Here is a 13,203-nt window from a genome sequence, read left to right as displayed (position 1 = left end):
CTTATTGTTATTTATTCAAATTTATGAATTTACTTAATTCACTGGTAAACAGCTTCGCGCCTCTTATATTAAGATGCGATTCATCGTGAAAATATTCTATCTTTTTATATCTAAAATCTGTAGTATCATAAACAAAAAGTCGATTTTCTGGCAATGAAATGTCTTTTATCCTATTTTCGAGTGTTGAATTATAAACTCTAAAATTAGGAGCAAAACAATAAATTAATTTTATATTGTTTTCTTTACAAATCCTTTGAAACTCAAGAAATGCTTTCTTTTTATCTTTAAGTTCTTCCTTAACTGGATAACGAACTTTTTTGTCATCAAATTTAAAATTATTCTTTCCAGATTCTATTGAAAAAGGCATCGATCCGCATTCTAAAATTGGACTCTCTTTAGTCACTCCTTTTTTTCTAAAATTAAAACTATTCCGGTTTAACCTTGCTAGACAGAAAATTTTTGAAAATTTACTTTTGTCATCCAGCCTAATCAATTCATCATTTATATAATTATACTTCGCTAAAGGATACATTTTATCGTATCTATAATTGAGTGTTTTGATATATAAAAATTCATATGGATCATCCAAAGAAAGAACTATCATTTTGGGCTTATTATTGAATTTCAATAGTGTTTTCAATAAAAACAAATGAAATTGAACATTCGAACCTGCATACGAAATATTATAAGCTGTTTTTCCTGTTTCCTTTTCAATTTGCTCTGCAATAATATTGTAAGCGCCTCTGGAGGATCCCATTACAATTAATTCTTTATTAATCTTCCCATTTAACAGAAGCTCAAGTCTATGGTCTTCTTCTAGTTTAGGCGCTATGAATAAAAAAATATAAAATAGTTTATCTAATGCAAAAAAGATTAAACTAAATAATAAAACCCTTAGTAAAAATCTTTTCATACTAAAATTGAAAGTAAATAAATTCTTGTTCTCTGGCTCCAAAAATAAAAACAAACACTATAATTATAATGTACATAGACCATCTAAAGAAAGTGTTATATTGAAATTCTAATTTTTCGAGTGCATATTTGTTTCTTCTTCCTAACCATTCTATAACTATGAAAAGTAATATCAATAAAATTAAATATGTCGGTCTTTCTGTTGGCAGAGAAAAAAATGACTTAGAAAAAATACTTGATATAAATTGTAATGCATGTTTTACATTATTTGCCCTAAAGAAAATCCAAGCCAGAACTGTAAATGTAAATGTTGTAACCATCATTACAAACTCTTTTATACTTGGCAACTTACTTTCTAAGGCAACTATTTCTATATGATTTCTGTTCTTGTTTAAAAGTAATAACGGTAAAAAATAAATAGCATTTAATAATCCCCATATTATAAAAGTCCAATTTGCCCCATGCCAAAATCCGCTAACTAAAAAAACGGCAAAAGTATTTCGAACTTGAACCCATCTTCCTCCTTTACTTCCGCCAAGTGGGATGTATAAATAGTCCTTGAACCACGATGACAGTGAAATATGCCAACGACGCCAAAATTCGGCAATATCTCTAGAAAAATATGGAAAAGAAAAATTTTGAAGAAGCTCTATTCCAAACAATCTCGATACCCCTAAAGCAATATCTGAATAACCTGAAAAATCACCATAAATTTGAAAAGCGAAAAATATAGCTCCAATTGCTAAAGTACTTCCTGAATAGTCAGTCGAATTATTAAAAATCAAATTAGCTTGAATTGCACAATTATCAGCAATCACAATTTTTTTAAACAATCCCCAAAGTATTTGTCTTAATCCATCTACAGCTTGCTCGTAGTTGAAGTTTCTTTTCTTTTTTATCTGAGGCAATAAATGTGTTGCCCGTTCTATTGGCCCTGCTACTAATAATGGAAAATAAGAAACAAATAAAGCATAATCAATGAAGTTTTTCTCTGCTTTGATTCTATTTTTATAAATATCAATAACATAAGACAAACCATGGAAGGTATAAAAAGAAATTCCGATTGGTAAAATTACTTGTAGCGACCAAATATTAACTTGAAAGCCAAAAATTGAAATTAAATCTTTTAATGATTCTGCAAAAAAATTAAAATATTTAAAAATACCTAGAAACCCAAGATTAACAGTTATACTTAACCAAAACCAAAACTTTTTTTTATGTGAACTCTCTGCATTTTCTATTTGAATTCCAGAAAAAAAGTCTAATAATGTTGAAAAAATTAGCAGAAAAAGAAAACGCCAATCCCAACAGGAATAAAAAAAATAACTTGATACTAAAAGTAATATGTTTTGCAGTTTCAGGCTTTTATTTGTCACAAACCAGTAAAAAACAAAAACTACTGGTAGAAATAAAGCAAAGTTTAAAGAGTTAAAAAGCATTCTTAAATTATGTATTTCATATTATTCCTGTTAATAAAATTAATATTGAACTCCTTTCAACAATTTCATTCTTTGTAATGTTTGGTTTGAAACAGGTCTTCTGAACTTTAAAACCTTGAAAAAATTATTAGTCGCCGTAAAAACGGCTTTAAAAAATAATGAAAAGCACTTCTTGTCTGTTAATGCATACTTTTTAAAGTTATGTAATAACAGTTTTGCTATTTTTAATATTGGTTTAGGGTAATATACGAGATAATAATAAATTGAATTTTTAAGTTGTTTCTCAAATCTAAAATAATTTCTTCCCTGGGCTAGACGCTTTTTTTTATCAATTCTATGATTGACTACAATTTCATTCTCATAAAGAATTTCGTATCCTAAATCAAGAACCTCAATTGATAAACATGATTCTTCCCCATAAATATCAATCCAAGTAGGAAATCCTCTTGTTTCATCATAAACACTTTTTTTAACTGCAAATCCGCATCCAATAAAATCAGTAGTTTTATGTTGTGCCACTTTTGTTTGCCTGCTTCTAAATGCTTCTTCATCTGTAGAAAATAAGCCTCTTACTTCCTGAAAAGCGATTATGCCGACATCAGGAAATTGCAAAAATGTATTTTCGATTTTATTTACAAAATTTTCGCTAATCGGATGCGCATCATCATCAAGTCCGACCAATATATTTCCTTCTGCTTTTTTATAAAGAAAATTTCTAGCTGGTGAAGCTCCTACACTTTTTTCATTCCATAACCATTTAACCCAGTTATATTTGGCAATTAATTTATGTGTTTCTTCACATCCGTCAATAAATACTAGCACTTCATGTTGCGTAAGATCTAAAATTTCTAATAACTTTTTAAGGGTTAATTCAAGTTCTTGAGCTCTATTTTTAGTTACAATTAATGTAGAAAGTTTCATTATTTATTATTAATTTTTATTAGAAAGCACTTTTTCGTACAATTGAACAATGCTTTTTTGGAGATGCTTTCTATTATAGTTTTCAGCAATAAAATTGGTATTATATTCTTGAGCAGAAGTTCTCAACTCAATATTTTTAATTGCTTTTTCAATTAATTTAGCAATTGCTAAATTATCTAAAGGTTGTTCAATTATAAAACCGTTTATACCATTTTTTACGACTTCTTCTGTGACATTCCCTGGATTTGATTGGATAGGAAATGCTCCCATGCCCATTGATTCCAATAAAACGTTGGGCATTCCGTCAGAAATACTATTCCCAATATGGATAATACTTTCCCCCATTATTTTCAATAGCTCTTCATTAGAAATAAACTTGTTTCTGCTCAATATTCTAATGTCCAGAGATTTTAAAAAAGAAGATTCTTCAATTCGTTTTTTAACTTTCAAATCGGCACTATAGACAACGATTTTTAAATCCTGCAACAAATTTGAAGAAACAAGTTCTAACGAGTCAATTACTTTTATTGCTTTCCCCACACCATCTTCATAGCCTTTTATTAGAATAATGTTTCGATCCGTACTTTCTTTAATAAACTCTTTTTCAAAATAAATTCCTCCGTTACCTGGAAAAACTCCTAAAAAAGTATTTTTAAATCCATTTTCGCAAGCAATTTGATAATCTCTCTTACAGTCTGTGATTAGAAAATCTACTCTTGTTAAAAAAGATTCAACTTCATTTTGAGATAGTCCAAGCTCTTGATAAGCATACATATCACTCCCCCATGAGGAATATATAAATTTTATATTATCCTTCTTTTCTAAAACATCTAATATTGGAATTCCAGCTAGCTTCATTTCAAAACAATGAACTATATCTGGTTTTATATCTTCAATTATTCGTTCAAAAACAACTTTGACGTCTCGTTCCCTAATTTTTTGAATCATCTTATATAAACGAGGCATCTTGCTCTTTACACCTTGTCGAAATGGAAAGTTAAAGCGCTGTTTCCAGCCTTTTATCTGATAAACCCAGTTTATTCTTTCAACCTTTGGACCACCATCAGTAATATCAAACCAGTATATTTCATGACCAGAATCTTTCAATTGATTTACCCACTGAAAAAAGTGATGATTTGGTATGGCAACCATTAAAATTTTCATCAAATAATAATTATAATTTTAATAATGGCTTAAAGCGTGTGTCACCACGTTTTATAAATTTAAAAATGAGATAAAAAAAATGAATTCGAAAAAATTGCATTTTCAATTTAATGGAATAAAGCAATCTTTCTTGTTTAATAAAATCGATACATTTTTGACAACCTTCATATTTTTGTTGAGCCAGCCCCATTCTAAAGAAACCTAAAGTCATTTTTAAAATACATAATCTAACAGATTTTGAAGAAGTTAATCTTAAAACTGTTCTTTTGGCTTCAAGATAGGACTCTAATCCGTACTCAATATTGCTGTAAAATGAGTTTGTAGATGAGCTTAAACCCATTCTATAAAGAATCAAAATTTGATTTATAATTGAAATTTTCTTTGGCTCAAATAATGCTCTCGCATACAAATCGTGATCTTCAAGAATATGCAAATCTTCTCTAATTGGCATGTAAGGCTTTAATGATTCTTTTTTCCACATTGGAGCCACCATCATCATAGGAAAAGCACCTGAAACAAAATCTTCAAATAGATTCTGGTAGCTTATATTAGGAACGGTATCCAACAAAAAATCTTGTTTATCAAATTCCTGTTCAAAATCTTTTAATTTACAAACCACTAAATCTGAATCTTTAATGGCATTTATTTTAAGATTTAAATGATCTTGATGCATAATATCATCGCTATCAAAAAACTGTATATAGCTTCCTAAAGCTTTTTCGAAGGCAAAATTTCTACAAGAGCTAGGACCTTTTGTTATATTATTAGGCCTAACAAAAAATTTAAATCTGTTGTCTTCTTCCTGATATTTTTTAAGAATTTCTACCGTATTATCAGTACTCCCATCATCTATGATAATGCACTCCCATAAAGTATAAGTTTGATTCTTTATTGAATCTAATGTTTCGGCAATCAAATTAGCTCTATTAAAAATAGGCATGATTATGGAAATAATTGGATCCATTATCTTATTATCTAAATTTATCATTCTAGACTATTTTTTTATTTCTCTTTAGTACCAAAATGTTTTTATTTTTTCTTTAGAAATACCTTTTTTTCTTAAAGCATAGTTATAAAATTGCTTACTGCGAAAAAGCTTTTTAAAAATCTTCTCAGTAAACAAATAACTAATAGGCCTTCTGGACAATTCTTTCAAATGTAAATTTTCTACATTTTTTTCTGTTATCTCCTTCAAATCATTAAATTTTTCGACCATCCAAGATTCTAGATGATTTCCTAAATGATAAGCTAAGTTTTCGTTTGTTGCTAGCCTGTATCCGCCCATTTTTACTACGGGTAGATCTAAATAAAGATGCTCACTGTTTCCTCCTAATTTATATACACTGTTTGTTTTTGGTATCACATCAAAAACTTCGCGTTTATAAGTTGCCACAAAATGAGAACATCCTAATACTGCAATAGTACCATTTTTTGCTTTCAATGTACAAATTGAATCTTTAAATCTATCTTCTAGAGAAGACCATCCTAAACTTTGAGCAAATTTCTCCATCGCATTAGGATTTTTTACTGTTCTAAAATAGAGTTTTTTAGAGAAAAAATATTTAAACCAAATATTGGCTGTCAAATTTAATTGTTTTCTAAAAACAGGTACTGGGCAAACTGCTCCAGCTTGAGGAAAAGCTTTAAAAACTTCTAGTATTTCAGTTTCCCAATTATTGCAAAATAGGACATCACCGTCGGTAATAGTAATCAAACGTTCTTGGGCTGTACGCAATGCTTTTAGTATACTATTTATTTTGCCTATATTAGTTTTTTCAATTATAAGTTCATCAATCAAATTGTCTTTTTGCAATTGGAGTAACTTTGTATTTACAGTATCACAACAACCATCACTTATCACTGAAATCTTAATTTTTGTAATCGAAGTTTTTTGAATTGATAAAAGACAATAAGTAAAAATTGTAAAAGCATCTTTATAATAATCTTCTTCGTTAGGTATATACAAAGGAATTATTACTCTGTGATGTGAATCCAATTCAGGTAATATTACATCTTTTGAAAGATTTTCTCCTTTTCTCATGATACGTCCATTACTTTTTCTATTACTCCTAAGTATCGTGCATTAATATTTTCTTTCGAAAAACGTGAAATATATCGGTCTCTAATTTCAATTGATAATTTTTCAGCCTGGTCTGCATCAATATTTTTGATTTTCATCATTTCTTCAGATAAATCTTCTACTGTATTATCAAACCATGAAATATTAATTCCTTTGAATCGCTCCTCCATTGCACCGGTTTTCGCTGACAAAATTAACCTTGCACTTGCCATAGCTTCGATACCTGTTAAAGGACCTGTTTCAAAATCGTAATGCGAAATTATGATACAATCTGCCTGTTTAAAAAAATCAGCTGTTTTATGATTTGGTATAAATCCTGTAAAAACAATATTACCATTGTTTTTTGCTAGATTTTTCAGATTATCATATTCAGATCCTTCACCAATAATAATTAATTTATCGTTGTCGGAAATCTTTAAAAAAGCTTTTATGAGGACATCGATATTCTTTTCCTTTTCTAAACGTGCGATGGTTAAAAATGTTTTTACTTTATTTTTTACTACCGGAATTTTCAACAATTCTTCTTCATTAAAAGCACATTGGTCAATTACTGCATAGTTATGCGTATTTATTTTAAGACCATTTGCATTACTTTCTGAATGATGAATATATAAATCAACATAATTTAAATAATCATAATTCTGATAATTTAAAATTTTGCCTGTTGTTCTAAAAACAAATTTAATTTTATTATCATGACAAATTTCTATAACTTCTTTTACGTAATTCGATGATAACTGGCCAAAAAAAACAACCAAATTATATTTAGGAATCAGGGTATTTAAAACCTCTAAAGCTTTACCATAATAACTACAATGCTTTTTTGCCCATTCGTTATTAGCATAATCTGAAACTGATCCTTTACAATTGTTCTTTAAATAACTAATAAAGGCTAGAAATTTAATCCCAAAGAAGTTTTTAAATACTTTATTTTTTAAAGAAAAAACGGGAAGACTTTTACTGAAATCTAAAACCTGACTATTTTTTGAAATAGTCACTGTAGAACATACCTCAACTTCATATTTTAATGATAGTACATTAGAAACAAAACCTACTTCTAACTCTCTTCCTCCAAAATCTGTAATTGGGCCTATTATAAGTATTTTTGATTTCAATTCTTCTTATTTAAGTAACATTCTTTTTAGATCTAAAACTAAGTTAAAACCTAGTTTAGATTTAAATCCAAACATTAGTGTTTTATAAATTATAAATAAAATCCGATACCCATTCACGGCTTTAGAATAACGTATTAAATTTAAATATGCTTTATACAAATAAAGTTTTACTTCGAATATATGTAGAGCATTCAAATTCTGGCAAATAAGTTCCCAACTTACCAGAAGTTTGTCTAATTCTGTTTTTTTAAATAAAGAACTGGTATTTTCATCATGAATTCTATACCCTGCATAAGTTTCAGAAACCATTATTATTTCAGGATTTTCCTTTAATATGCCTGATAAAAAAACAGCATCATCATTCGGACTGTCTATCCATTGGATATTACCAATTAAAACTTTAGGAATTAACCACGATCCCGTGGCAATAAAACCTCCATTAACTGATAATTTCCGAATTAATTTTCGGGCATCTATTTTCTCTTCTTCAAATATGTTATTATATGGAAAATTATAACTTTCATTTAATTCATTTTTAAACTTTTTCCATTTTGTAATAGAAATTGTTTCTTTACTGTTTGCACTTTCCAACAATGAAACCTGCGTTTCAATTTTTTTCAAAAACAACAAATCGTCATAGTCTAAAAATTGAATATATTTTCCTTTGGCAGCTAAGAGTGCTTCATTTCTCGCATTATGTCGACCAGGTTTTGTTTTTAAATAAATAAGTCTTGAGTCATTTATATTTAAAAAATCCTTACAAGTTTGAATTTCCAATTCGCCATTGCAGGCTATAATTACTTCAATATGGCTATATGATTGCAATAATGCACTTTCTACACAACTTTTAAAATAATCTATAGTTTTGTGAACGGGAATTATTATCGAGACTAACATTATTTAATATAAATCATTCTTATTATTAAAAATTGTAAAACCCAAAAAAGTATTTAAAAAGACATCAATAACAAATTTTTTGCTTTTAAGTTTTCGCCTGTAATCGTTTCTAGTGTGTTCTAAATCATTGTTTAATTCTATTGAGGAGCCTAATTGGTTTACAAAAAAATCAGCGTGTTTGATGTTTAGGTATTTATACAAATACTTTTCTTTATCAGGATCCAGACTTTTTATCATTGAACTGGATTTTATTCTATAATAAAACCCATGGTAATCAATACGTTTTACATTTCCATCATTCTTAAGCATTGAAATCCAAAATTCCCAATCTTCAAGTCCGTAAATCATATTAGTATCATATCCTCCTGCCAATTCCCATTCTTTCTTTTTATACAATGCAGTACAAAAAATCATATTTTTTTTACTTAGATTATATAATGAAAATGGCTTCAATATCCAATCTCCAACCTCATCACCAAATTTTTCTGCTTTACAGTAAACTACTTTTAATGAAGAATCCTTTTGAAATTCGTATAAAGCTAATTTTAAATAATTGTGTCCAATTTTATCATCTGCATCTAAAGGCAAAATAAATTCTCCTTTGGCGACAGTTATCCCTGCATTTCTTGCACTACTTAGTCCGCCGTTATTCTTGCTTACATATTTAAAACGGAAATCTTTATCTAACCATTTCTGGGCAATTTCATTGATATTATCGTTACTTCCATCATTTACTATAATACATTCCCAATTTTCATATGTTTGATTAAGCACTGAAGTAAGCGCTTCACTTAAATATTGAGCTTGATTATAACAGGGAACTATGATGGAAATCTTATACATTCAATAAATAAATTAAAGATCTCTTAGTAATCTTTGTTGGTAACATGAGATTTAATAATAAATAAATAAAACTTATTTTAGACTTTGATAAATATTTTGTGTTCCTTTTAATCCAAATAGCCATTTCTGATTTTGTAAAAAGATTTCTTTTATAAATAAGTTTAAACCTTAATTTTAGCTCCTCTTCAATATCTTTTTTATAATTTGGAAAAAGTTGTAACAAATCAAAAAAAGCATTTGGAATTTTGTTTAAAGCTAATTTATCAGCTGATGTTGCTGAACTTTCATGAACTCTATATTTTGCTAATATATGGTCTGAAGAATAAAACACACAATTAGACATAAGCAATTTTAGCCACAGATGATAATCTTCTACGTTCTGAATATCTAAAATTTCAGAAAACCCTCCAACATTAATTACCTTTTCTTTTTTTACCAAGACGGTCAAGATCGGAATTCTATTTTCTTTTAAAAATAATTTTAAAGAAGTTTTATCATAAAAAACTGAGGTAGGAATGTTCATTTTTTTAGAAATATCAGATACTTCATTATCATTAAAAAAATAAGAATCAGCAAAAACTAAGTCGGCATTTCTCTTTTGTATCTCTAAAATCTGAACATCTAATTTTTCAGGTAGCCATATGTCATCTGCATCAAGAAATGCAAGATATATTCCCTTTGATTTTGAAATACCAAGATTCCTTGCCTTTCCTTGTCTACCATTTTTCTGATATATATATATTATTCTTTTGTCTTTTAATGATGCTTCTTTTACTATTTCTTCAGTTTTGTCATTTGAACCATCATTAATTATAATTAATTCCCAATTATTATATGTTTGATGAATAACCGAGTTTATTGCATCCGCAATATAACTTTCAGCATTATATGCAGGCATTATTACTGAAATTAATGCTTTATCTTCCATTAAATAATTTTATCTTATAATCTCTTAGTTTAAAAGCTAATCTTAATATCTTACTATCTTTAATTGTGGTTAGCAAACTAAAATAATTATTTTCTGTTTCAAATAAATAATGAGGAATCGTACTATCCCAAACTTTCTTCATTTCAATTTTATATTCTTCCATTCTCAAACTACTAATACCTGTTAGGTCATACTTAACAATAGGAAATAGTATAGGAAGAAATGTTTTCCCATTTATGTATAATTTTAAATAATAATGATAATCAGCTGCTAATTTATACTCCTCATTATATCCATGAAAATTTTGCAATGTCTCCGATAAAAAGAAGCAAGCTTGATGATTGATTACCATATATTGCAAATAAGATAATCGTAATTTAGATGGATAAATTACCGTTTTTTCTTTTAATACATCATCGATTTTAATTTGACCATAAAATACATCTGCATTATTGTTAATAATTATATCACTGCATAACTTCAATGTATTTAATGAAAGAAAGCAGTCCCCACTATTCATAAATGAAATATATTTTCCACTAGCAATCTTAATTCCCTTATTCATAGCATTATAAATACCTGAATCATTCTCACTTATCCAATAATCAATTTTATTCTTTTTATTTTCAATGTATTCTACGCTACCATCAGTCGATCCTCCATCGATAATTATATACTCAAAATCCTGCCAAGTCTGATTGATAACACTTTCAACTGTCTTTTTTAGACCTTCAAGGTTATTATAGTTAATAGTTATAATTGATATTAGTGCCATTTCAAATAAATTTATTTAAAAACTCATCTACTTCAAAAAAGTATTTCTCCACTAAACTCAAATCTTCCTTTGAAAAATCCCACCACTTAATTTTCAAAAGTTGCTCAATCTTAGCATCATCAAATCTATATTTTATTATTTTGACCGGATTTCCAACTGCAATTGCATACGCAGGGATGTCTTTAGATATAATTGCGCCAGCACCTATTACAGCACCATCGCCAATTTTTACACCATCTAGGATAGTGACATTCATTCCTATAAAAACATCGTTACCAATTACAATATTTTTTGTTTCTTTAATTTTATCAACTTCACTTAATGTGGTACCATTTTGTTTTTGTGTTGAGTAAAACATAGGATGTGTTGATAAGCCGTTAGTAGGATGTATTCCCCAGCCAGAAAGTAAATTTGGGCCTATTGAACAAAACTTGCCTATTGTAGTATTATTAAGAATCACATTATTTGCGATATATGTGTATTCTCCAACATTTGAATTCACAAGTTTGTAAGGTGTATATAACTTAACATTCTCATCTAAAATACTATTGTGAATCTGTTCTTTTTCTTTTAATTCTATATCATTAAAGAGTAATTTATAAATATTTGAATTAACTCCATAGACAGCTATTATAGTTTTTTTTATAACAAAATCTAAAAAGGAAATAATTTTATTTTTAATTACTTTTTTCATTTACCTCTATTTAATTTTTCCCACAAAAACAATTCTGTTTTCTTCTAATTGTTCTTCAATGATCAAACTGAAAGACTTTATAAACTCATCTCTAAACCATTCAATAGTGTACCATTCAGGCAATACTTGTTTTATTTTTGTTTCAATACTCCATAGCCCTAGAGGCATAAATTCTACCATCACATATTTATTGGAAAACATAATAAGTCTTTCAAAAATTGCTGCTAAAGAAAATTTACCAGTTAATATTAAATGATGTGTTACAGCCAAAGAAACAGCCAAATCGGACTTTAGCCTTTTAGAAGTTCCTAATAAATCAGGTGTAAACATGAAATTTAATAAAAGAGGCGTAACATTATTAACATTTAATTTCTTACTATTTAAATATGCTTCATTTATAGCATTTTCATCATAATCAACTAAAATAATTTTTTTTAGATTCATTTCTTTAGACAATAAAAAAGAAAAATAACCTTCATTACCTGCTAAATCGATAACTGTTTCAACATCTCTCAATTCATTGATAATTTCTAATAATCTTTTAAATCTATAAGAGTAATTAACATTTTCAATATCATTGTAAAACTTACCATGGTAACCTTTCCATTGACTATCTACGATAGATTTTGAAAGTAAATCTATATTGTTCTTTATTTCCTTTTTTGGAAAGTTATCTGTTAGTCTATTTACTTTTAGATCATATCTAAAAAGTTTACTTTTTTTATTAAAAATAATTTTTAATATCTTGTTTGTAGCTTTTACAAGAAAGCTTACAATGGTAATATGTTTTCTTGATGAAAATAATACATTTTTTCTAAAAGAAAAATTGTATCTATCAACTAATAGTAATTTATACAATCCTGATTCTTCTATATTTTGATAAGGAATTGTGAACATTCTATGAAAATTACTTTCCAATAATTTTCTAACAATCAGAAGTTCATTTTTACTCCAAAATAATAGCGGGATAAAAAACGAATTTAAAAATTCCTCGTAAGCAATCCAATGATTTTTAGATCTGATTACATCTATACTTCCAATATCTACAAAAACAGGCTTATTGTTATTAAATAAGACATTTAAGGTATGAGCATCCTTTAATTCGTACCCATATTTATTACAAATGTCATTAATTTCTAACACCATTAAGGCAGCATCCTTAAACATTTGAAAGGTCCATTCATGTTGCAAACTTTCAACTAGTCGTTCATGTTCTAAAATAAGTTGTTTACTTTCTGGAAATTCGTCTGATACAAAGGTTTGAGGTATTAACTCTTTTTTGGCTAACTCTTTAAACATATCTGAGTTAAGCAATTCCAAACAAGTATTTTGTTTTTCTTTTGATATCTGTCTGAAAACTCTATTATTATAAAAAAAAACTCTGCCAAAATCATCTATCATTGACTTATGAGAGTATTGAATATTATCCATTTAA

13 protein-coding genes are annotated in these 13,203 nt (G+C 27.9%); all 13 read right to left on the bottom strand.

Translation table 11 applies throughout. From position 1 onward, the window contains the following. Nucleotides 1-7: 7 nt before the first annotated feature. Genes OD917_RS03695 through OD917_RS03635 form a run of 13 tightly spaced genes read right to left on the bottom strand, consistent with a single transcriptional unit; the run spans nucleotide 8 to nucleotide 13,199 of the window. Entirely contained in the window at nucleotides 8-913 is a 906-nt protein-coding gene (locus OD917_RS03695) for a DUF1574 domain-containing protein (RefSeq protein WP_263522185.1), read from the bottom strand. 1 nt (nucleotide 914) lies between these two features. Next, nucleotides 915-2,351 carry an MBOAT family O-acyltransferase gene (locus tag OD917_RS03690; protein ID WP_263522184.1) on the bottom strand — a complete coding sequence of 479 codons (1,437 nt, stop codon included), beginning with the start codon at nucleotides 2,349-2,351 and terminating at the stop codon, nucleotides 915-917. A 39-nt stretch (nucleotides 2,352-2,390) separates the two neighbouring features. Beyond that, nucleotides 2,391-3,272, bottom strand: a complete 882-nt coding sequence (locus OD917_RS03685; RefSeq protein ID WP_263522183.1) for a glycosyltransferase family 2 protein — start codon at nucleotides 3,270-3,272, stop codon at nucleotides 2,391-2,393. A gap of 9 nt (nucleotides 3,273-3,281) precedes the next feature. Next, a complete protein-coding gene (locus tag OD917_RS03680; protein ID WP_263522182.1) occupies nucleotides 3,282-4,436 on the bottom strand; it encodes a glycosyltransferase family 4 protein in 1,155 nt (384 codons plus the stop codon). 10 nt (nucleotides 4,437-4,446) lie between these two features. Then, nucleotides 4,447-5,424, bottom strand: coding sequence for a glycosyltransferase family 2 protein (locus tag OD917_RS03675; RefSeq protein WP_263522181.1), 978 nt, complete (start codon nucleotides 5,422-5,424; stop codon nucleotides 4,447-4,449). 24 nt (nucleotides 5,425-5,448) lie between these two features. Beyond that, nucleotides 5,449-6,477 (bottom strand): glycosyltransferase, encoded by a 1,029-nt coding sequence (locus tag OD917_RS03670; protein ID WP_263522180.1) that lies wholly within the window; start codon nucleotides 6,475-6,477, stop codon nucleotides 5,449-5,451. Beyond that, nucleotides 6,474-7,631 (bottom strand): glycosyltransferase family 4 protein, encoded by a 1,158-nt coding sequence (locus OD917_RS03665; protein WP_263522179.1) that lies wholly within the window; start codon nucleotides 7,629-7,631, stop codon nucleotides 6,474-6,476. Before OD917_RS03665 ends, OD917_RS03670 begins: the two co-directional genes overlap by 4 nt. 6 nt (nucleotides 7,632-7,637) lie before the next feature. Beyond that, nucleotides 7,638-8,528: a glycosyltransferase family 2 protein gene (locus OD917_RS03660; RefSeq protein WP_263522178.1), complete on the bottom strand. Its 891-nt coding sequence runs from the start codon at nucleotides 8,526-8,528 to the stop codon at nucleotides 7,638-7,640. A gap of 3 nt (nucleotides 8,529-8,531) precedes the next feature. Next, nucleotides 8,532-9,371 (bottom strand): glycosyltransferase family 2 protein, encoded by an 840-nt coding sequence (locus tag OD917_RS03655; protein ID WP_066033572.1) that lies wholly within the window; start codon nucleotides 9,369-9,371, stop codon nucleotides 8,532-8,534. Beyond that, nucleotides 9,364-10,299 (bottom strand): glycosyltransferase family 2 protein, encoded by a 936-nt coding sequence (locus OD917_RS03650; protein ID WP_083219827.1) that lies wholly within the window; start codon nucleotides 10,297-10,299, stop codon nucleotides 9,364-9,366. The genes OD917_RS03655 and OD917_RS03650 overlap by 8 nt, the downstream gene beginning before the upstream one ends. Beyond that, a complete protein-coding gene (locus OD917_RS03645; protein WP_066033571.1) occupies nucleotides 10,289-11,074 on the bottom strand; it encodes a glycosyltransferase family 2 protein in 786 nt (261 codons plus the stop codon). The genes OD917_RS03650 and OD917_RS03645 overlap by 11 nt, the downstream gene beginning before the upstream one ends. A 1-nt stretch (nucleotide 11,075) precedes the next feature. Continuing rightward, nucleotides 11,076-11,768, bottom strand: coding sequence for a CatB-related O-acetyltransferase (locus OD917_RS03640; protein ID WP_066033570.1), 693 nt, complete (start codon nucleotides 11,766-11,768; stop codon nucleotides 11,076-11,078). Between the two features lie 6 nt (nucleotides 11,769-11,774). Next, nucleotides 11,775-13,199 carry a class I SAM-dependent methyltransferase gene (locus OD917_RS03635; RefSeq protein WP_263522177.1) on the bottom strand — a complete coding sequence of 475 codons (1,425 nt, stop codon included), beginning with the start codon at nucleotides 13,197-13,199 and terminating at the stop codon, nucleotides 11,775-11,777. Between the last annotated feature and the right edge of the window lie 4 nt (nucleotides 13,200-13,203).

Origin of the sequence: Flavobacterium sp. SH_e (assembly GCF_025717045.1) — a bacterium.
In the GTDB taxonomy this organism is placed as follows: Bacteria; Bacteroidota; Bacteroidia; order Flavobacteriales; family Flavobacteriaceae; genus Flavobacterium.
This window is presented reverse-complemented; position numbering and strand designations above follow the sequence as displayed.